Genomic DNA, 20,347 nt, shown 5'->3' with positions numbered 1-20,347 from the left:
AAGGGTCAGATGGTGACGGCCCCGTTGCCGGTCTCGAAAGTTACCGAGAGGATCCCGGGGGTTCCGTGCGGCGCCACCCACTCCACAGCGACGTCCTCCAGCGGCTTCTCGACGGGTTCGCCCAGCCACTCCGTAACCCGGGCTGCGGAACCGGCAATGGTGAGGCAGCTCATTTTGACGTTGCTCTCGTAGGCGTTGGACGGGTGCAGGGACGGATCCCCCTCCCACTTGAGCATGTAGGGAACCTGGGGGTCGGCAATCAGGCCCAGGATGCCAATCTGCTTCCAGACCAATTCGCGGCCATCAGGGAACTTGCGGTTTCCGTTGACGGCGGAGCGGCCCAGCCGCTCCTCGAAGGGAGCCAGGTCGTCCACCTCGACGCACCAGCCCATCCAGCCGCCGCCCGCGGCAGACCGTGCACGCACAGCCTGCCCGAAAGGGGCCTTGTCGGAAGCGGGGTGGTCCAGGACCTCCACCACCTCGACGTATTTGTGCCCCGCGAGCGGGATGATCATATTCCGGGTTCCGAACCGCGGGTGCACCCCGCCCTTCACTGCCTCAACGCCGAGGGCAGAGGAAATACGTTCGGTGGTGGCAGCCAGGCCATCGTGTTCACAGGCGTAAGAGACGTGATCCATGCGCATGCCAACATCTTGGCACTTTGTGATCGGCCTCTCAGCTAAGGGTACCCTTACCAGGATTTTCCATCCGGGACCCCTGATTTCAACCTATTCCCGGGCGGAGATCAGGGGGACTATGTTCGTCACAATCCTGTCCCGCACCGGTTTCATGTTCCTACACTGGGCTCAGGTCATGAGTGCCAGCGCCAAGCCCCGGCTCGCTGGCCGGCAACCCTCCATCCGCGGTGGGGTGCCCCGGATGAGGACCTGGCTGTCCGGCAACGGCCGGATGGCAAGCGCGGCCCGCGGTGCCTACAGCATGCCGGGCCCATGTCAGAGGAGCCTTAGTTGTCCAACGGATGGTCTTTTGAAACCCGCCAGATCCACGCAGGACAGGAGCCGGACAGTGCCACCGGCGCCCGTGCACTCCCTATCTACCAGACCACGTCCTTCGTATTCCCAAGCGCGGAAAGCGCCGCCAACCGTTTTGCCCTCGCTGAACTGGCGCCGATCTACACCCGCATCGGCAATCCCACCCAGGATGCCGTGGAACAGCGGATCGCCAGCCTTGAGGGCGGATTGGGAGCACTCCTGCTGAGTTCAGGACAGGCAGCAGGGACTTTCGCTGTCCTCAATATCGCCGAGGCGGGGGACCATATCGTTGCCAGCCCCAGCCTGTACGGCGGGACTTACAACCTGTTCGCACACACCCTGAAGAAGTTCGGCATTTCCGTGACCTTCGTGGCGGACCCGGACAACCTGGACCAGTGGCGCGACGCGGTCCAGCCAAACACCAAGCTCTTCTTCGCCGAAGTGGTGTCCAACCCCCGCCAGGACGTCCTGGACATCGAGGGCGTGTCAGGCATCGCCCATGATGCCGGCGTGCCCCTGATCGTGGACAACACCCTGTCCACCCCGTACCTGATCCGGCCGCTGGAATGGGGAGCGGACATCGTTGTCCATTCCGCAACCAAGTACCTGGGCGGCCACGGATCCGCGATTGCCGGGGTGATCGTGGACTCCGGCAAGTTCGACTTCGGCAAGGACCCTGCGAGGTTCCCGGGCTTCAACACCCCGGACCCCACGTACAACGGGCTGGTGTACGCCCGGGACCTCGGCAAGGACGGTGCCCTGGGCGCCAACCTGTCCTATATCCTCAAGGCCCGCGTCCAGCTGCTCCGGGACCTGGGCTCCGCAGTCTCCCCGTTCAACGCGTTCCTGATCGCCCAGGGCCTGGAAACGCTGAGCCTGCGGGTGGAACGGCATGTTGCCAACGCCACGGAAGTGGCGCGCTGGCTGGAAGGAAGGGACGACGTCGAATCCGTCGCCTACGCGGGGCTGCCCTCCAGTCCGTGGTACGAGCGGGGCCGCAAGTACGGGCCCAAGGGCACGGGCGCGATTGTCTCCTTCAACCTGGCTGGCGGGGCCGAGGCCGGCAAGCGCTTCGTTGACGCGCTGGAGCTGCACTCCCACGTGGCAAACATCGGCGACGTCCGCTCCCTTGTCATCCACCCGGCGTCGACCACCCACAGCCAGCTTTCCCCGGAGCAGCAGGCCGTCGCCGGCGTGACCCCCGGCCTGGTCCGGTTGTCGGTGGGAATCGAACACATCGATGACATCCTGGCGGACCTCGAAGCGGGCTTTCGGGCAGCAAAGGACGCGACCGGGGCCTAGCCGGACGCACAAAGAACCCGAGACGGCGGCACGCCGGGGAAGTCACAACCAGTCACACTCTTGGCAGCAGGCGGGGCCTGTTTCGTACACTCGTACCAGGTCATGAGTGCCAGTGACAGCCCCGGCTTGCTGGCCGGCAACCCTCCTTCCGCGGTGGGGTGCCCCGGGTGAAGACCTGGCCTGCCGGTCATTCGACGGCGGGCAAGCGCGTAGAAGAGGTCTTGCCATGACGGTTACCGTCACCCGAACCACCGTCCCCGAGCACGGAATTGTCCGCTATGCCTCCATTGGGGGGCTGGAACTTGAAGCCGGGGGATACCTCCCGGACGTCACGCTGGCCTACGAAACCTGGGGCACGCTCAACGCCGATGCCAGCAATGCCATCCTGATCGAGCACGCCCTGACCGGCAGCACCCACGTGACCCGCGGCGACACGGACGAAGAAGGCTGGTGGGAACAGCTGGCCGGTCCCGGCGCTCCCGTGGACACGGACAAGTTCTTCGTGGTGTCCGTCAATATCGTGGGCGGCTGCTACGGCTCCACGGGGCCGTCGTCGGCCGCCCCGGATGGAACCCCCTGGGGCTCCCGCTTCCCCCTGGTTACCCTGCGGGACAGTACGGTGGCGGAGGCCCGGCTGGCTGACCAGCTGGGCATCAACAGCTGGTTCGCGGTCCTGGGCGGATCCATGGGCGGCGCCCGCGCCCTTGAGTGGGCCGTGACCTACCCCGAGAGGGTGCAGCGCTGCGCCGTCATCTCGGTGGGCGCCGCGAGCACGGCAGAACAGATCGCCTTCGCGCAGGCCCAGACCCTGGCCATCCGGCAGGACCCCCACTTCAACGGCGGCGACTACTACGGCGGGCCCTGCCCCGAAGCCGGGCTGGCACTTGCCCGGCGCATCGCCCACATCACCTACCGGTCCGCCGCTGAACTGGAGGGCCGCTTCGGCCGGGAACCCCAGGCGCCGGAGTCGCCCCTGAAGGGTGAGGCGCTGGCCGCCCGCGGCCGTTACCAGGTGGAAAGCTACCTGGATCACCAGGGCAGCAAGCTCGTGAAGCGCTTCGACGCAAACAGCTATATCGCCCTCACCGAGGCGCTGATGAGCCATGACATCTGCCGGGACCGGGGGACCCTGACCGAGACCCTGGCGAGATCCACCGCCAGGTTCTTCGTGGCCGCCGTGGATTCGGACCGGCTGTATTTCCCGTCCCAGTCCCGCGAACTTGCCGCGGCCCTGCCGGGAGAAGTGGACGTGCATGTCATTGAGGCGCCGATCGGCCATGACGGCTTCCTGACGGAAATAGGCCAGCTGGGCCATCAGCTTCGGGTGCACCTCTCGGCCTAAGGCCGCCCTCGCAGGCACACTTTTGTGCATTTATGCAGATAGCCTCTGCATGATTCGCCGTTGAGCTTGGCGTTCAGGCGGACCATACTCGTTGGGACCCGGCGGTTCGTGGCCAAAATCACACGTCTCCGCCACAGACTGTCCCAGTGGTGTCGAAGAAGACGCCGAAGGAGTTCATCAATGAGTACGGAAAAGTCCGCCGCGCGGCGGCCCGAGGAAACCGACGTCAAGGCCACAGGCCTGAAGAAAGTCGTCACGGCCTCCATGGCCGGCACCGTGGTTGAGTGGTACGAGTTCTTTCTCTACGCCTCCGCCGCCACGCTGGTGTTCGGCAAGATGTTCTTCCCGAACTCCGGAACCGAGCTGGACGGCATCATCGCAGCCTTCGTCACCTACGCCGTCGGCTTCGTTGCCCGACCCATCGGCGGCATCGTCTTCGGCCACTTCGGCGACAAATTCGGCCGCAAGCAGTTGCTGCAGCTGAGCATCATCCTGGTGGGTGTTGCCACCTTCCTCATGGGCTGCCTGCCGACCTTTGCGCAGATCGGCTACTGGGCACCGGCGCTGCTGGTGTTCCTGCGCTTCGTCCAGGGCTTCGCGGTGGGCGGCGAATGGGGCGGCGCCGTGCTCCTCGTCGCCGAGCACAGCCCGAACAAGTCCCGCGGTTTCTGGTCAAGCTGGCCGCAGTCCGCTGTCCCCATGGGCAACCTGCTCGCCACCGCCGTGCTGTTCACCCTGTCCTCCACCCTCTCCCAGGAAGCCTTCCTCGGCTGGGGCTGGCGCGTAGCCTTCTGGCTCTCCGCAGTGATCGTGATCATCGGCTACTACATCCGCACCAAGGTCCAGGACGCTCCGATCTTCCTCGAGGCCCGCAAGGAAGTCACGGTCGAGAACAAGGGCTACGGTGTTGCCGAAGTCTTCCGTCGGTACCCGCGCGGCGTCTTCACCGCCATGGGCCTGCGCTTCGCGGAGAACATCCTCTACTACCTTGTGGTCACGTTCTCCATCACCTACCTGAAGGTGGTTGTGCAGACGGACACCTCCCGTATCCTGCTCCTCCTCCTGGTGGCGCACTTCATCCACTTCTGCTCAGTCCCGCTGGTGGGCAAGATGTCCGATGCCCTGGGACGCCGCCCGGTGTACATGGCCGGTGCAATCCTCGCCGGAACCTGGGGCTTCTTCGCGTTCCCCATGATGGACACCGGCAATGACATGGTTATCCTGGCGGCCATCACCATCGGCCTGCTGTTCCACGCCCTCATGTACGCCGGGCAGCCGTCCATCATGGCGGAGATGTTCCCCACCCGGATGCGGTATTCGGGCGTTTCCCTGGGCTACCAGGTGACCTCCATCGTGGCCGGCTCGCTCGCGCCGATCATCGCCAGCTCGCTGCTGGGCAGCTTCGGTTCGTCCGTTCCGGTGGCTTTCTACCTCCTGGGCGCCTGTGTGGTGACCGCTATTTCGGTGTACTTCCTCAAGGAAACCCGCGGCATCTCGCTTCATGATGTCGACGCCGCCGACGCCCAGGGCACCGCCGATCTTCTGGCCGCCGCCAAGAAGTAGGCACGGCCAAACGACAAACAGAGCAACCCGACTGCCCGGACCTGCGGCCACGCAGGCCCGGGCAGCTGCCTGTCCACCAACATAAAGTCAGGAACACCATGCGAGCAGCAGTCCTCTATTCCACAGTTCCTCCTGGCACCAGCTATGCCGAAGCGCAGCCCCTGGTGGTGCAGGACCTCGACCGGCCCGAACCCCGGGCCGGTGAATTGGGCGTCACCATCACCTACTCAAGCCTGTGCCACTCGGACCTGTCCGTGGTGGACGGATCCCGCGTCAGGCCGCTTCCCATGGCGTTGGGGCATGAGGCGGTGGGACGGGTTGCCACGGTTGGTGAGGGCGTCACGGACGTTTCCCCCGGCGACCATGTGGTCCTCGTCTTCGTCCCCAGCTGCGGTGCCTGCCGTGCCTGCCGGGCGGGGCGGCCCGCGCTCTGCCACCGGGCCGCCGAGGTCAACGGCTCCGGTGACCTTTTGCACGGCGAGGCGCTGCTGCGCACGCCCGCGGGGGAGCGGATCAACCACCACCTGGGGGTTTCGGCTTTCGCCGATTACGCCGTGGTGGCGCGGGAGTCAGTGGTGGTCATCGCCGACGACGTCCCGGACACCGTGGCGGCGATGTTCGGTTGCGCCGTGCTCACCGGGATGGGAGCTGTCCTGAACACCGCGGCCGTCCAGCCGGGCCAGGCCGTGGCTGTTTTTGGCCTCGGAGCCGTGGGACTTTCGGCCGTCATGGCCGCGTCGCTCGCCGGAGCGTCCGCCGTGATCGCCATCGATCCCAACGTGGGCAAGCACGGGCTCGCCCTGAAATGCGGCGCAACCGCCGTGGGGACCCCCGACGACGCCCCCCGGCTGATTGCCGAAGCCACCGGTGACGGCGTGGACACCGCCGTCGAAGCCGTGGGATCAGCGCGGGTCATCGCATCGTGCCTGGAGCACGTGACGCGCGGCGGCGCCGTGGTCTCCGTAGGGCTGCCGCACCCCACCGCAGAATTGACGGTACCCGCGCTCCAGTTCGCGGGGGCGGGCAAGCGGCTGCTCGGTTCCTACATGGGCGACGCCGTGCCCGGCCGGGACATTCCCCTGTACCTCGAGTATTGGCGCGAGGGCAGGCTCCCCGTTGAGCTGCTGCACACCGACACAAGGCCACTGGCGGAGATCAACGAAGGCCTCGATGCGCTCGCCGCCGGGCAGGTGGTCAGGCGGCTTTTCCAGGCGTGAAGCCGGCCTGGCTGCCTTCAGGCCAGGCTGCCAACAGCCTAGGCTGCCAGCAGGTCCTGGCGTTCCGCCACCTCATGCTGAAGTGCACCGATCACGGCCTGCACCCGGGCGGACCGCAGCGATTCCGGCCGGGCCACCGCCCAGATGGGGACCTGGCGCTGGAACGCTTCGGGGAGCACCGGAACGAACTCCGGGTTGTGCGCCACCATGAAGTTCGGAAGCAGCCCGATGCCTGCGCCGCGGCGCACCGCCTCAACCTGGGCAAAGATACTCGTTGCCTGGAAGCTGGACTTCGGCATCGGCAGCTGCGAGGACCGGTGGCCCAGTTCGGCAACCTGGAGGGCCGACTCGACGTAGGAGACGAAGCCGTGCTGCCCCACGCCGTCGGGCGTCTCCGGCAGGCCGCGCGCGGCCGCGTAGGCGGGGCTGGCGTAGAGCCTGAGGAAGTAGTTGGTCAGGAAGATGGCCTGGGCGTTGCTTACGTCGGTGCGGCCCACCACCACCTCCAGGTCCACACCGGAGCGGTTCTGGCTGACCTTGCGCGTGGCGCTCAGCATCTCCACATCCAGCATCGGGTGCCGCTGCTGGAGCCGGACCAGCGCTGGCGTGACGAATTCGGCGCCGAAACCGTCGGAGGTGCTGATGCGCACCATGCCGGACAGGGCATCCCGGTCCTGGCCCGTGACGGCGGCCAGCGACCCCAGTGTTTCCTCAATGGCTTCCGCCGCGGCGACGGCCGAAGCCCCGAGTTCCGTCAGCTCCCAGCCGTGCGGGCTGCGCTCCAGGGTCCGGCCGCCCAACTGCTTGTCCAGGGCGAGGATCCGGCGCGAGATGGTGGTGTGCGTGGTGCCCAGCGTTTCAGCGACGGCGTTGAAACGCCCCAGCCGGGCTACGGTCAAGAGAATCAGCAGGTCGTCCGGACTTGGAAGCCGCGCCACCGCGTGCCTTTCGTTCGTGTGCATCAGTGCACATACCATCTGTGATTTTTCCCCTTGATTGCACTGTAGCAGGGTGTGATGGTGGACACGGACCTCCCGGCCGCCTTCGGCCGGATGCACAGCAAAGGAGCTTATGCCATGGCAGTTGTCGGTTGGATCGGGTTGGGAAACATGGGCGGTTCCATGTCCGGAAACCTCGCAAAGGCGGGGCACGACGTTCGGGGGTTTGACCTCAACCCTGCGGCGCTTGCCGCAGCCGAGGCCGGCGGGGTGAAGCCGGTGGGGAGCATCGCCGAGGCCGTGGCCGGAGCGGACGTGGTGTTCACCATGCTTCCGAAGGGCGAGCACGCCAAGGCTGTCTACCTGGGCGGGGACGGGGTGCTGGCGCATGCCGACACCCGCACACTGCTGGTGGATTCCTCCACCATCGACATCGCCGCAGCGAAGGAACTGCACGACGCCGCTGCTGCCGCCGGCTTCCGCTTCGTGGACGCCCCTGTTTCGGGCGGGATGAGCGGCGCCAAGGCAGGGACGCTGACCTTCATGGTGGGCGGTGAACCGGGCGCCGTGGCCGACGCGACCACCTACATCGGACCGATGGCCGCCAACATCATCCCTACCGGGGGAGCCACCACCGGCCAGGCGGCCAAGATCTGCAACAACCTGATGCTCCTGATCAACCTGGCCTCCACGGCCGAGGGAGCCGTCCTGGCGGACCGGCTCGGCCTGGACAAGAAGGTGTTCTGGGACATCGCCTCCGTTTCCTCAGGGGACAGCTGGGCCCTGAGGACCTGGTACCCCGTTCCCGGCGTGGTCCCCACCGCGGCCTCCAACAACGATTTCGAACCGACGTTTACGGCCGAACTGGCGAACAAGGACATCGGCCTGGCCATCAGCGCTGCCGAGGACACCGGCACACCGCTCGAAATCGGCAAGCACGTCCAGCAGCTGTACCAGCGCCTCATTGATGCGGGCGAGTCCGGCAAGGACTGCTCCATGATCATCAAGCTCGTTGACGGCTCACTGGATTCAACAAAGTAGAAGAGAGACACCATGCAGACCATCCCGCATTACATCAACGGCAGCCTCGTCACCGATGCCGAGCGCTTCGGCCCCGTCTTCAACCCCGCCACCGGAGAGCAGGACAAGCAGGTGGCCCTGGCCTCCGCGGCCCGGGTGGAGGAAGCCATTGCCGCCGCCAAAGCCGCGCTGCCGGCCTGGCGGGCAACGAGCCTCGCCAAGCGGACCAACATCTTCTTCCGCGTCCGCGAAATCCTGACCCAGCGGAAGCCTGAGCTGGCTGCCATCCTGACCAGCGAGCACGGCAAGGTACTCTCCGACGCCGAAGGGGAGATCTCCCGCGGCCTCGAGAACATCGAGTTCGCCACCGGGCTGTCCCACATGCTCAAGGGCGAACGCTCAGAGCAGGTGTCCAGCGGCGTGGACGTCCACTCGGTCCGGCAGCCCGTGGGCCTCGTTGCCTGCATCACCCCGTTCAATTTCCCGGCGATGGTCCCGCTCTGGATGATCGGCAGCGCCTTGGCCTGCGGCAACACAGTGCTCCTGAAGCCCAGCGAAAAGGATCCGTCGTCAGCCGTGTTCATCGCGGAGGCCTTCGCGGAGGCGGGCCTGCCTGCCGGCGTGCTGAACGTGGTCCAGGGCGACAAGGAGGCGGTGGACGTCCTGCTCGAGCACCCGGACGTCAAAGCCGTCAGCTTCGTGGGCTCAACGCCCATCGCGCAGTCGATCTACAAGCGCGCAGCGGACCATGGCAAGCGGGTCCAGGCCCTGGGCGGCGCCAAGAACCACATGGTGGTCCTGCCTGACGCTGACCTGGACATGGCGGCGGACGCGGCCATTTCGGCTGCCTACGGCTCCGCGGGTGAGCGCTGCATGGCGGTCAGCGTGCTCGTCGCCGTCGGCAATATCGCCGACGACCTCGTCGGGGCCATCAAAACCCGGATGGCCACCCTGAAGATCGGTCCGGGCACCGATCCTGCTTCGCAGATGGGCCCGCTGATCACTGCAGAACACCGCGACAAAGTGGCGTCCTATGTGGCGGGCGCGGAAAACGAGGGCGCCACGGTGGTTGTTGACGGGCGCTCGCAGCAGTTCGATTCAAACGGGTTCTTCATCGGCGTCAGCCTGGTGGACCACGTGAAGCCGGGAATGAAGGTGTACGACGACGAAATCTTCGGCCCCGTCCTGTCCGTGGTCCGCGTGGACACCTACAGTGACGCAGTCCGCCTGGTCAACGACAACGAGTTCGGCAACGGGGTTGCCATCTTCACCCGCGACGGCGGCGCCGCGCGGCAATTCGAGTTCGACGTCGAGGCGGGCATGGTGGGCGTCAACGTGCCCATCCCGGTGCCGGTGGGCACTTTTTCCTTCGGCGGCTGGAAGAACTCGCTGTTCGGGGACACGCACATGTACGGGCCGGAGAGCATCCGGTTCTACACCAGGGGCAAAGTGGTCACCACGCGGTGGCCGGACCCCGCAACGTCGGTGATTGACCTGGGCTTCCCGCAGGTGGACTGAAACCAGCGGCACCCCGTAACAGCAACGCGGGGTCACTTCGCGCCCATCCGCTGCCGGATCTTGGGCCGGACGTGACCTCGCGTTGCTTTCCGTTCAGTTATCGGACCAGAACACCCGAGATCCGGCCTACACCAGTTCCACCCGCTGCTTCACCCTCGTCGACTCCATGCCCCGCCAGCCCGGCGTAGTCGCCCGTACCGCCCTGCAGGCTAATGTGTCCGGAGTTCGTGGAGGTGCCATCGTCTGCAAAGGTGATGAAAACATGCTTCAAGGCATTGAACGTGCAGGTCCCGTCGTCGCAGGTGCAGACGGTTTTGATCAGGATCACCAGTTTCCCGGATGTGCCATTATCGGCGGCAAACGTTTTTGGCGAATTCCGGAACGTCCGCCCACGCGGATCCGGTGCCGAGGGCGATAGCCCCGATGGTTAGTACTGCGACGGCCAATCTCCTGACGGCGGCCATGCTCCACGACCTTTCGAACCTTGTGCTTTTGGAAGGAATCCAGTTAGGGCATCCGTGCCGAATTCCGGGACGGATGCGGGCCCCAAAAACGGGGAGCGGTCGCGTCAAGCTTCAGGGCCGAGACTTTAGGGCCCAGTATCCGCCTGGGGGAGGGGGCTGTTCATAGAATTTGGCCTCCTAAAAGAGCAACGCGGGGTCACTTCATGCCCGACCGTAACGGGATATCGGGCATTAAGTGACCCCGCGCTGCTTTTGCGGGAAGGACTAGCCGTTCATGATTTCGCTGCGGCGGGTCATGTACTCCTCCATGGAAAGTTCCCCGTTGCTGTACTTTTCATCCAGTTCGGCAAGCTTGCGGGCGCGGTAGCCCTGCGGGGCAGACGGCGGCGGGGGAGTTGCGGGTGCTGCGGGCTGCTGCGGGGCTTCAGCGTGGGGGGCCTGCCGGTCGTGGCCCGGGTGCGGCTGCCCGTACGGCGGAAACTGCTGGTCCATGGGCGGGACCGGCTGTACGGGCGGCAGGGGCTGGCCGGGCGGGAGCGGCGCGGGCCGGCCAAGCTGGCGGAATCCGCCGCTGAAGTAGTCCTGCTGGGTGAAGCCGTCCCGGGGCTGCTTGCTCTGCGGGCCGTTGGAGCCGGGGAAGATTCCGCCGCCCGGGAACTGCTCGGGGTACCGTCCGGAGAAGCTTTGATCCTGGTTGCGGCGGGCCACGGACTTCCGGTACATCCGCATGGCCATCGGGATCAGGAATGACAAAATGATGATCCAGAAAAACAAGTTGCTCACGGTGCCGTGCCTCTCATGTGTGTCCTTCCAGCTTAGCCCCGTGGTGGATACGGACGGCCGGGAGCGCGAGGAAGGCGGCGTACCGGTCCACGGCTTCCCGGACTGCCGCTGACAACACTGCCGCTGACAATGGCGGGCGCGGGGAATCACCGGAACCAGGAAGCCGGATATCCAGGTCGCACCCGTCCGGATGCAGCGTATGCCGCCAGGACCCCACCATCCGCCCATCCAGCAAAACCACGTGCATGGGTTGGCCCTGGAAAAGGAAGGCCGGAGCGCCGCCGCCGATGTAATGCCGCGTGGCGGAGGAGCCCATGATGTATTCGTCGTTGCACTGGATCAGGTCGATCCGTGGCCCGGCTTCGGAGGCAAGCGACGGGTTCCCGCAGCATTTGGGCGTGAAGCCGCAGCCGCACTGCCGCGTCGGGTTCCATATCCCGGACGCCTGCCCGCGCTAGCGCCGGGCAGCCTCGGTGCTGCCCAGCGGGCCCTCGCCCGAACCCAACGGAACGCCCGGCCCGAAGACGGGGCCCGGCGTCGGCCGTTTCGCGGTAATGCCGTCACCGGAGGACTGGTTGCGCAGCCGCCGAAGCACCCACGGCACGAAGTACTGCCGGGCCCACACCAGGTCCCCCGAGCGCGCCTCGCGCCATGTGCGGGGCGGAAACGGCTTGGGCTGCAGTGGCTCCAGCGTGTGCTCCACGTTCAACGAGTCCAGCACCATGGCGGCGATGGTGTGGTGGCCCAGGGGGGAGAAGTGCAGCCGGTCCTGGTCCCACATCTGGGGATCGCTGAGCTGGCGGAGGGACCACATGTCCGCGATCACGGCGTCGTGCCTCGCGGCGACGGTCCGCAGGTTTTCGTTGTAGATGGCCACCTTGCTGCGGATCCTGCCGAGCACGGAAGTGCCGGTGTCCGGGCCATTGAAGAGCACCACTGTGGCGCCGCCCATGGCCAGGATCTGGACCACCGAGTCGAGCTTCTCGGCGAGGGTGTCGGGGTCTCCGCCCGGACGCAGCAGGTCATTGCCGCCCGCGGAGAGGGTGACAAGATCGGGCTTCAGCGCAAGGCACGGTGCGAGCTGCTGGTCCACGATCTGCTGCAGCAGCCGGCCGCGGACGGCCAGGTTTGCGTAGGCGAAGTCCGGCTTGGTGCGGCTGAGCTCCTCCGCCACCCTGTCTGCCCAGCCGCGGAACGCGCCCGGGCTCGACGGCTCGGGGTCTCCGATGCCCTCGGTGAAGGAATCGCCCATCGCCACGTAGCGGGTCCAGGGGTGGGATCCGGAATGCGCGGGCGGGGTCTGGATGGCACTTTCTTCAGTCACGGTCCCTATCCTGCCTTTCGCTTCACTGGCTACGCGAACGTAGGTTGTTACCACAAAGTAACTGGTAAGAATGGAAACCATGACTGAAGCTGAAGTATTTCCTGCCCCTGTCGTTTTGTGGTCCCATCCGGAGGACCAGCGCGACGGCAAGCCGCTGCTGGTGCTGCTGCACGGCTACGGAGCCAACGAGCAGGACCTGCTCAGCCTGGCCGACCTGCTGCCCGGCGACTTCGCGGTCGCCTCGGTCCGGGCGCCCATCGCCATGGGCCCCGGGTTCACCTGGTTCCCGCTTACCGCGTCCATCGACTACTCGCTCGAGCGCGTCAAAGCCGCGTCCTCCTACGTGCTCGAGTGGATCGACGCCATCAGGGTGGGGCACCCGTCCGTGTCCCTGCTCGGCTTCTCCATGGGCATGGCCATGGCCACCACGCTCCTGCGGCAGCGGCCCACGGACTTCGCGGCCGTCGTCGGACTCTCAGGCTTCGTGGTGGACGCCGGCGACGATCCCAGCTTCCGGGATGACGAACTGGACGGGAGCATCCCGATGTTCTGGGGCCGTGACCAGCAGGATCCCGTGATCACTCCGGACAAAATCGACTTCACCATGGGATGGGTGCGCAAGCACGTCAAGCTCACCAAGGTGCTCTACACGGGCATGTGGCACGGGATCAACCAGCAGGAAATCGGGCACGTGGGCGAGTTCCTCACCCACGAGGTGCTGAAGAAGTAGGAAGTACGACGGCGGACGGCGGGCCAGTGCCGGACTGCGGCGTCAGGCCGCGGGCGCTACCACGCGCACGGTCTGCCCGTTCACCGTCACGGTGTCCCCGTTGTGCAGCTGCCGGCCGCGGCGGTCGTCGATCTCTCCATTGACCTTGACGAGCCCGTTCTTGATGAGCTCTGCCGCTTCCACCCCGTCCTCCACCAGGTTGGCGAGCTTCAGGAGCTGGCCGAGGCGGATCATGCTGTCGCGGATGGTGATCTCTTCAACATTGCTCATAGAAGCAATGATGCCTGACGTAAGGTGGATTCAATGACCCCCAGCCCCCGCCTGCCGCTGATCGCAGGCCTTCCCCTGGCGGTGGGCGCTGGCCTCGCCATTCCCGTCCAGGGCCGAATCAACGGGGCCCTCGGAGCCCGCCTCAACGACGGCATCGCCGCTGCAGTGGTGAGTTTCAGCACAGGCCTGGTGTTGATGGTCCTGATCTCGCTGATCCTGCCGCGCGGACGTGCCGGACTTGCCCGGATCCTGCCCGCGGTCCGCACCAGGGCCTTTCCGCGCGTGTATGTCCTGGCCGGCGGCATCGGCGCGCTCTTCGTCTTCGCCCAGTCCTTCACCGTGGGCATCCTTGGCGTTGCCCTGTTTACCGTGGCCACGGTCACCGGCCAGACAGTCAGTGGTCTGCTGGTGGACCGGCTGGGCATTGGGCCGGCGGGCAAAAAATCCGTCACGGGGATCCGGATCATTGGCTGCCTGCTGACCATCGCCGCAGTGGCGTGGGCCGTGTCGCCCCGCTTCACTGGATCGTCGGGGATGGCCTCCGCCGGCGCAGGACCGGACGGCGGCGCGGAGGCCCTCCTGGTTCCGCTCCTGCTGCCCGTGGCGGCAGGGTTCCTGATGAGCTTCCAGCAGGCCATGAACGGAACAGCCACCGTCCACTACGGCACGCCGATCGCTGCAACCCTGGTCAACTTCGTGGCCGGCTCCGCCGTGCTGTGGGCCGCGTACGCCATCAAGGTCTCGGTGGCCGGATGGGGCAACCCGCTGCCGCCGGAGTGGTGGTACTACGCAGGCGGTCCCATGGGCTGCGTGTTCATCGGCCTGGGCGCGCTGCTGGTCCGCAGCCTGGGGGTCCTGGTTACCGGGCTGGGCATGATTGCCGGGCAGCTGCTCGGCTCGCTCGCCCTGGATGTTGTGCTGCCAACTCCGGGAACGGTCGTGGCGCCAGCCACGGTACTGGGCACCATCCTCACCCTCGCCGCCATCATCCTGGCCACCCTGCCGTGGCCGCGGGGCGCGCTGCGCAGGTAGCGGCCGGTAGGCTAGGGCACGCAGCTTTTTCGCTTTCCCTTCATCCGCCCCGCCCGGCAGCCAGAGGTATCCCACCGCTGGTTCCACCGGGCCAGCAAACCGCGGACCGCACCCAGCGGCCCTGTAGAAATTGGAGTTACCCCCATGGCAGCAAAATCCGTTCTCGACCAGGTCATTTCCCTCTCCAAGCGCAGGGGATTCGTGTTCCAGGCCGGTGAGATCTACGGAGGTTCGCGCTCTGCCTGGGACTACGGGCCCCTCGGCGCCGAACTGAAGGAAAACATCAAGCGCCAGTGGTGGCAGTCCATGGTCCGCGGCCGCGAGGACGTGGTGGGCCTGGACTCCTCCGTCATCCTGCCCCGCCAGGTGTGGGAAGCCTCCGGCCACGTGGAGGTCTTCTCCGACCCCCTGGTGGAATGCCTCTCCTGCCACAAGCGCTACCGGGCAGACCACCTCGAGGAAGAGTACGAGGAAAAGAAGGGCCGCCCCGCCGAAAACGGCCTCAAGGACATCGCCTGCGCCAACTGCGGCACCCGCGGCCAGTGGACCGAACCGCAGGAATTCTCCGGCCTGCTCAAGACCTACCTCGGTCCCGTAGCCAGCGAAGAGGGCCTGCACTACCTGCGTCCGGAGACTGCGCAGGGGATTTTCGTGAACTTCAACAACGTCCTCACCACCTCGCGGAAGAAGCCGCCGTTCGGCATCGGCCAGATCGGCAAGTCCTTCCGCAACGAGATCACCCCGGGCAACTTCATCTTCCGCACCCGCGAGTTCGAGCAGATGGAGATGGAGTTCTTCGTTGAGCCCGGCACCGATGAGGAATGGCACAAGTACTGGATGAACGAGCGCATGGCCTGGTACACCGGCCTGGGCATCCGCGAGGAAAACCTGCGCTTCTTCGAGCACCCGCAGGAGAAGCTGAGCCACTACTCCAAGGGCACCACGGACATCGAATACCGCTTCGGTTTCCAGGGCTCCGAGTGGGGCGAGCTCGAAGGCATCGCCAACCGCACCGACTTCGACCTCTCCACGCACGCCAAGGCCTCCGGCACGGACCTGAGCTACTTCAACCAGGCCACCAATGAGCGCTACATCCCGTACGTGATCGAGCCCGCGGCGGGCCTGACCCGTTCCTTCATGGCCTTCCTGGTGGATGCCTACACCGAGGACGAGGCCCCCAACGCCAAGGGCGGCGTGGACGTCCGCACCGTCCTGAGGCTGGATCCGCGGCTGGCCCCGGTCAAGGCTGCCGTGCTGCCGCTGAGCCGCAACGAGGACCTGTCCCCGAAGGCCAAGGCCCTGGGCGCGCAGCTGCGCAAGAACTGGAACATCGACTTCGACGACGCCGGCGCCATTGGCCGCCGCTACCGCCGCCAGGATGAAATCGGCACCCCGTTCTGCATCACAGTGGACTTCGACACCCTTGAGGACCAGGCCGTGACCATCCGCGAGCGGGACACCATGAGCCAGGAACGCGTCTCCCTGGACAAGGTGGAGGGCTACCTGGCCGCACGCCTGATCGGCGCCTAGCCATGGCCATCGAATACCGCGAATGGCGGGAAGGTGACGACCTGGCCCTGCTGGAGATCTGGGGCGACCCGGAGACCCAGCAGGCCCGCCAGTTCCGGGGCGCGTTGACCCTGTCCTCCGACGGGGGCGGCGGCACGCCGTGGCGCCGCTGCATCGTTGCCGAGGACGTGATCGACGGCGTCGGCATCCCGGTGGCGGCGGGCGTGGTCTACGAGGCGTCGCTGCACCCTGAACGGCTCTGGGCCTACATCGAAGTGGCGCGCGACCACCGGCGCTCCGGCATCGGTGCCACCCTCCTGACGATGCTGCGCCGCGAAGCCGGCCAGTCGCCGTCGGGCGTGTCCAAACTCCGTGCCAAAGTGGAGCCGGGCACTCCGGGGGCCGCTTTTGCGGAGGCCTTCGAGCTGGCGCCCATCCAGCGTTCCCGGCTGGTGGTCATAGAGCCTGGCGCCCTGCGGCTTCCCGTGTTTCCTGCCAAGGACGACGGCGGCGGGCCATCGAACGATGAAAATGCGGGCTCCGACATCGTGATGGACCTGGCCACGGGTTCCGTGGAACTGACCGACGTCGTGGGCAGGTACTACACCGCCATCCACGGCTGGGATTCACCGGGCGTACTGTCAATGGGCCAGGTGCAGAAGCTCTTCCTGGACGACCTCACCGGCGCCCACGGCGCAATCGTGCTGCGGGCCGAGCCTGAATCGGCTTTCGGGGCAGGCGTTGCACCCAGCAGGAAGGGCAGGATCCGGGCCTTCGCCGTGAGCTACGCAGCGCCCGCCAACCCGGACGCGGCACCCGGCCAGGAAGCCGCCGGACCGGAAACGCCCACGGACGTTTTCGTCGGCCATGAACCCGCCCTCGCCGCGGATGATGCTGCAGAAGCGGTCCGCGACATGCTCGCGCTGATCGCGTACCAGCACCCGGTGATGCTGGAACTGGACGACTCCATGACTGCCCTCCGCGCCGCCGTCGAACCCCTGCTCGAAAGCGGCAAGGCGCGGCTGGCCGGGCCGGAAACCCTCATCGTCTCGGACTAAGCAGCCCGGCCGCAACTGAGTAGCGCCAAGTGTCGTTTTGACCGCCCAAAACGACACTTGGCGCTACTTACTTGGGCTACTTTCTGCGGAAAGTACGACGGCGGCGCGTCAGCACGTCTTCGGCGTCGAGTAGCTGCCGCTCGGGTTCAGTCGGGGCGCTGCCGCCCAGGTGCGCGGGCATCCACCAGGCGCCGGGTTCCGGCAGCAGTGGAAAATCGGCGATGCACTTCCCGATCCCTTCCTGGAGCCTGGCCCGGAGTTCCGCAGTGCCGGCGCCAGCATCGTCACCCGGCGCGAATACCAGCGGCTCACCCACGTGGATCCGGACCGGTGCGCGCCATGTCCTTCCGGCCGAGAAGCCGCGGCCGCGGGTGAGGATCCGGTGGGCACCCCAGACCGCAACGGGGATGACCGGAACGCCGGCTTCGGCCGCCATCCGGACTGCCCCGGTCCTGCACTCGCGCACGGTGAAGCTGCGGCTCACGCCCGCCTCCGGGAACACGCCAAGGTATTCGCCGGCGCGCAGCTTGGCCACCGCTGCGTCATAGGCGTCCGCCCGGCCGGTGTACCCGACCACCACGTGCCCGGCGGCGCTGATGGCGGGCCCGGCAAGCCAATGATCGGCTGCACCCTGGTGGACCAGGAACCGCAGCTCCCCGCGGGACCGTTCCCACAGCAGCAGTTCGGCGGCGGCAAAATCGACATAGCCGAAGTGCGTCACGGCGAAAACGGCGCCGCTGCCCGGAACCACAGACCTGGACGCCCCCGTCCGAGGGCCTGCAAGCGGCAGGTGCTCTGTTCCGCTGCTGATGATCCGGATCCGGAAGATCCGCCGAAGCAGCAGTCCGCAGCGGACGATGACGCGGTAGAAGAGGTCATTGGGTGGCGGGCTCCATGCCATCGAACGTCCTACAGGGTCACCTGGACGGCCGATTCCGGCAGCAGCCTGCTGTAATCCGCAGGCAGGGGAAGCTCAGTCCCGATGCTTTCGGAGAAGGCATTCATCACAAAGCCGGTCGTCAGCGTCTGCCACACCCTGATCTTGCGGAGCATGAAGTGGCCGGCACCCTTAAGGGCAACATACTGCATGCTGGCTGCCTCGGCAGAGGCACGCCGGGCGAACAGCAGGGACGCCGAGGCGCTGGTCCACCTGTCCGTGGTTCCGTGCACAATAAGAACCTTGCGGTTGGCCACCCCGGATGTGGGAGTTGCGGGGTTGAGCCAGGGGGCAAGGGCGACGACGGCCTCCACACTTGGGTGGTCCGCGGCGATCACAGCGGTGAGCCCGCCCATGGAATGGCCTACCAGGAACACAGGCACGTCCGGGTGCTGTTCCCGGATCTTGGCTAGTGCCCAGCGGGCGTCCTGCAGCGGAGACATGTCATGGCCATTCCAGCCGCGAACGCTGTTGCGGAGCGACCACACGGCCAGCCCGTGCTTCCGCCCGGCGCGGTGCAGGTGCCAGGCGAAGGGCACCATCCTTGCCGGACTCAGGTGCCTGGCCTCCACCGGCTCATGGCTCCGGGATTTGCCCCCGTGCAGGACCAGGGCAACTCCGCGGGTGGGCCCTGACGAATTCCGGACGCTGAGCACTGCCTGCCGCGCAGCGCCGGGTGCTTCGGCAGGACGGGATTCGCCGTTTTCCTCAGTACTGCTGCTGGCCATGCCTGGTACCTCCGAGTCCCCGATGATCCATTTATCAACCCTACGGCGCCGGAAGTAGAGTTCAATGTATGAGGTGCTACTGCTGATGGGGTCCGGTCACTCCCACGCTTCCACAGGCCATTCGGAGCCGACGCCGGCAGCGATGGCCGCCCGACGGAAAGCCAACCGCATCCTGGCGGCGGTGCTGATCCCGCTGACGCTGCTCACGCTGGCGGGAATGGCGATGCTCTGGCCCTCGGGCAGCAAAGAGGGCATTTCCCTGGCCAACCCCTACGCTGCCGCCCCCGGGGTCACTTTCGACACCGGAACCATCCAAAGCGTGGTGACGGAAAACTGCATGCAGGGCGCGTCGCAGCAGGGCCAAAGCCAGCAGGGCCAAAACCAGCAGGGTTCGGGCGACCAGGCCCAGGGCCGGCAATCCCAACAGGGATCGGACTGCACTTTCGCGTTCACGGAGCCGGACAAGGGCGGCAGCCCGGTCAAAGTGGTCATCAACCCGGACGTCGCGAAGTCCCATGGGGTGAAGCCCGGGGACCAGATCCGGTACCTGAACCTGTCCAACGCCCCGGGCGCCTCAGCGGCCCAGGGCTCGCCGGCCTTCATTTTTGTGGACTTCGTCCGGACCCTGCCCATCGTCCTGCTCGCACTGCTGTATGCGGCGGTGGTGATCGCCGTGGCCCGCTGGCGGGGCCTGCGTGCCCTGGTCGGGCTCGTCGGCGCCTACTTCGTGCTGGCCAGCTTTATGCTCCCGGGACTGGTGGAGGGGAAACCGCCGCTGCTGCTGGCCCTGGTTGGGTCCACGGTGATCATGATCGGCGTCCTGTACTTCGCCCACGGATTCTCGGCACGGACCTCCACTGCACTCCTGGGCACCATGTTCGGGCTGGGGATTACGGCGCTCCTGGCCGCCTGGGCCACGGGCGCCGCCAATCTCGCCGGGGTGGGCAGCCACGACGCCACTACCCTGGTGAACACCTCTGCCAATATCTCCATCTCCGGCGTCATCCTGTGCGGGCTCATCATCTCCGGGCTGGGTGTCCTCAACGACGTGACCATCACCCAGTCCTCCGCCGTCTGGGAACTCTATGAACTGGCGCCGGGGAGCAGTGCCCGGAAGCTGTTCACCTCAGCCATGCGGATCGGCCGCGACCACATCGCCTCCACGGTGTACACCATCGCCTTCGCGTACGCCGGCGCGGCCCTGCCCATCCTCATCATCGTGATGCTGTACGACCGCCCGCTCGCGGACACGCTCACCAGCGCGGAACTTTCAGAGGAAGTCATCCGGACCCTCGTCGGCTCCATCGGACTGGTGCTGGCCATCCCCGTCACCACGCTGATCGCGGTTCTGGTGGTCAAGGCCACCGGCGTCCGGGCCGGCGCAGAGGCCGCTGCCCCTGCCGTGGAATCGAAGAGGCCGGGCCGGACACCGGCGGACTCAGCCAACGGCAACGGCGGCCACACCATCGTGGACGACGTCGAGGACACAGGCGCCCTCGCAGCCGCCGCACTGGAGGGGCGCTCCAGGCGGTCGGCTGCAGGGGAGGACAGCGGGTTTCCCACCCGGCGGGGACGCCGGGCGGAACGGGGCTGACCGGTCCCACACGGGCACGGCCTCCC

The 20,347-nt window shown here is 66.6% G+C and carries 20 protein-coding genes and 2 riboswitches; of the genes, 11 read left to right on the top strand and 9 right to left on the bottom strand.

The window, feature by feature from the left end:
- Positions 1 to 5: 5 nt before the first annotated feature.
- Positions 6 to 644: a VOC family protein gene (locus U7114_RS13685; protein WP_157238649.1), complete on the bottom strand. Its 639-nt coding sequence runs from the start codon at positions 642 to 644 to the stop codon at positions 6 to 8.
- Between the two features lie 165 nt (positions 645 to 809).
- A riboswitch (SAM riboswitch) is annotated at positions 810 to 925 on the top strand.
- Between the two features lie 43 nt (positions 926 to 968).
- Between U7114_RS13685 and U7114_RS13680 the strand changes: the two genes are divergently transcribed.
- The 4 genes from U7114_RS13680 (at position 969) to U7114_RS13665 (ending at position 6,416) form a co-directional block, all read left to right on the top strand.
- Positions 969 to 2,294 (top strand): bifunctional o-acetylhomoserine/o-acetylserine sulfhydrylase, encoded by a 1,326-nt coding sequence (locus tag U7114_RS13680; RefSeq protein ID WP_323057646.1) that lies wholly within the window; start codon positions 969 to 971, stop codon positions 2,292 to 2,294.
- A 98-nt stretch (positions 2,295 to 2,392) separates the two neighbouring features.
- A riboswitch (SAM riboswitch) is annotated at positions 2,393 to 2,508 on the top strand.
- A gap of 12 nt (positions 2,509 to 2,520) precedes the next feature.
- On the top strand, positions 2,521 to 3,636 hold the full coding sequence (metX, locus tag U7114_RS13675; protein WP_157238647.1) for a homoserine O-acetyltransferase MetX: 1,116 nt from the start codon (positions 2,521 to 2,523) through the stop codon (positions 3,634 to 3,636).
- Between the two features lie 180 nt (positions 3,637 to 3,816).
- Positions 3,817 to 5,199 (top strand): MFS transporter, encoded by a 1,383-nt coding sequence (locus U7114_RS13670; protein WP_157238646.1) that lies wholly within the window; start codon positions 3,817 to 3,819, stop codon positions 5,197 to 5,199.
- Between the two features lie 98 nt (positions 5,200 to 5,297).
- On the top strand, positions 5,298 to 6,416 hold the full coding sequence (locus U7114_RS13665) for a zinc-dependent alcohol dehydrogenase family protein (protein WP_323057645.1): 1,119 nt from the start codon (positions 5,298 to 5,300) through the stop codon (positions 6,414 to 6,416).
- 38 nt (positions 6,417 to 6,454) lie between these two features.
- Here U7114_RS13665 and U7114_RS13660 read toward each other — a convergent pair whose 3' ends face one another.
- Positions 6,455 to 7,378, bottom strand: a complete 924-nt coding sequence (locus U7114_RS13660; RefSeq protein ID WP_157238644.1) for a LysR family transcriptional regulator — start codon at positions 7,376 to 7,378, stop codon at positions 6,455 to 6,457.
- Positions 7,379 to 7,492: 114 nt separating this feature from the next.
- Here U7114_RS13660 and mmsB point away from each other — a divergent pair, with 114 nt between their 5' ends.
- Together mmsB and U7114_RS13650 are read left to right on the top strand one after the other, a co-directional pair.
- Positions 7,493 to 8,395 carry a 3-hydroxyisobutyrate dehydrogenase gene (gene mmsB, locus U7114_RS13655; protein ID WP_157238643.1) on the top strand — a complete coding sequence of 301 codons (903 nt, stop codon included), beginning with the start codon at positions 7,493 to 7,495 and terminating at the stop codon, positions 8,393 to 8,395.
- Positions 8,396 to 8,407: 12 nt separating this feature from the next.
- Complete coding sequence (locus U7114_RS13650; protein ID WP_323057644.1) at positions 8,408 to 9,892, top strand: CoA-acylating methylmalonate-semialdehyde dehydrogenase; 1,485 nt, start codon at positions 8,408 to 8,410, stop codon at positions 9,890 to 9,892.
- Between the two features lie 97 nt (positions 9,893 to 9,989).
- On the opposite strand, the gene U7114_RS13645 is transcribed toward U7114_RS13650, so the two are convergent.
- The 4 genes from U7114_RS13645 to U7114_RS13630 form a co-directional block, all read right to left on the bottom strand.
- Positions 9,990 to 10,220, bottom strand: a complete 231-nt coding sequence (locus tag U7114_RS13645; protein WP_323057643.1) for a hypothetical protein — start codon at positions 10,218 to 10,220, stop codon at positions 9,990 to 9,992.
- A gap of 400 nt (positions 10,221 to 10,620) precedes the next feature.
- Positions 10,621 to 11,139 carry a hypothetical protein gene (locus U7114_RS13640; RefSeq protein WP_321215805.1) on the bottom strand — a complete coding sequence of 173 codons (519 nt, stop codon included), beginning with the start codon at positions 11,137 to 11,139 and terminating at the stop codon, positions 10,621 to 10,623.
- 13 nt (positions 11,140 to 11,152) lie between these two features.
- Complete coding sequence (locus tag U7114_RS13635; RefSeq protein ID WP_323057665.1) at positions 11,153 to 11,488, bottom strand: DNA glycosylase AlkZ-like family protein; 336 nt, start codon at positions 11,486 to 11,488, stop codon at positions 11,153 to 11,155.
- 105 nt (positions 11,489 to 11,593) lie between these two features.
- Positions 11,594 to 12,391 (bottom strand): SGNH/GDSL hydrolase family protein, encoded by a 798-nt coding sequence (locus U7114_RS13630; protein WP_231754950.1) that lies wholly within the window; start codon positions 12,389 to 12,391, stop codon positions 11,594 to 11,596.
- A 151-nt stretch (positions 12,392 to 12,542) separates the two neighbouring features.
- Between U7114_RS13630 and U7114_RS13625 the strand changes: the two genes are divergently transcribed.
- Positions 12,543 to 13,193 carry an alpha/beta hydrolase-fold protein gene (locus tag U7114_RS13625; RefSeq protein WP_321215808.1) on the top strand — a complete coding sequence of 217 codons (651 nt, stop codon included), beginning with the start codon at positions 12,543 to 12,545 and terminating at the stop codon, positions 13,191 to 13,193.
- 42 nt (positions 13,194 to 13,235) lie between these two features.
- On the opposite strand, the gene U7114_RS13620 is transcribed toward U7114_RS13625, so the two are convergent.
- Complete coding sequence (locus U7114_RS13620; protein ID WP_139028643.1) at positions 13,236 to 13,463, bottom strand: RNA-binding S4 domain-containing protein; 228 nt, start codon at positions 13,461 to 13,463, stop codon at positions 13,236 to 13,238.
- A 33-nt stretch (positions 13,464 to 13,496) separates the two neighbouring features.
- Here U7114_RS13620 and U7114_RS13615 point away from each other — a divergent pair, with 33 nt between their 5' ends.
- The 3 genes from U7114_RS13615 (at position 13,497) to U7114_RS13605 (ending at position 17,062) form a co-directional block, all read left to right on the top strand.
- Positions 13,497 to 14,495 carry a DMT family transporter gene (locus tag U7114_RS13615; protein ID WP_323057642.1) on the top strand — a complete coding sequence of 333 codons (999 nt, stop codon included), beginning with the start codon at positions 13,497 to 13,499 and terminating at the stop codon, positions 14,493 to 14,495.
- A 144-nt stretch (positions 14,496 to 14,639) separates the two neighbouring features.
- Positions 14,640 to 16,025, top strand: a complete 1,386-nt coding sequence (locus U7114_RS13610; protein ID WP_323057641.1) for a glycine--tRNA ligase — start codon at positions 14,640 to 14,642, stop codon at positions 16,023 to 16,025.
- Between the two features lie 2 nt (positions 16,026 to 16,027).
- A complete protein-coding gene (locus U7114_RS13605) occupies positions 16,028 to 17,062 on the top strand; it encodes a GNAT family N-acetyltransferase (protein WP_157238637.1) in 1,035 nt (344 codons plus the stop codon).
- Positions 17,063 to 17,138: 76 nt separating this feature from the next.
- On the opposite strand, the gene U7114_RS13600 is transcribed toward U7114_RS13605, so the two are convergent.
- A complete protein-coding gene (locus tag U7114_RS13600; RefSeq protein ID WP_323057640.1) occupies positions 17,139 to 17,963 on the bottom strand; it encodes a lysophospholipid acyltransferase family protein in 825 nt (274 codons plus the stop codon).
- 8 nt (positions 17,964 to 17,971) lie between these two features.
- Entirely contained in the window at positions 17,972 to 18,727 is a 756-nt protein-coding gene (locus tag U7114_RS13595) for an alpha/beta hydrolase (protein WP_157238635.1), read from the bottom strand.
- A 142-nt stretch (positions 18,728 to 18,869) separates the two neighbouring features.
- Here U7114_RS13595 and U7114_RS13590 point away from each other — a divergent pair, with 142 nt between their 5' ends.
- Positions 18,870 to 20,321, top strand: coding sequence for a YibE/F family protein (locus tag U7114_RS13590; protein ID WP_157242589.1), 1,452 nt, complete (start codon positions 18,870 to 18,872; stop codon positions 20,319 to 20,321).
- Positions 20,322 to 20,347: the final 26 nt, after the last annotated feature.

Origin of the sequence: Pseudarthrobacter sp. C1 (genome assembly GCF_034720455.1) — a bacterium.
Taxonomy (GTDB): domain Bacteria; phylum Actinomycetota; class Actinomycetes; order Actinomycetales; family Micrococcaceae; genus Arthrobacter.
Note: the sequence above shows the minus strand (reverse complement) of the source record. Positions and strands in the feature narration are given on the sequence as shown.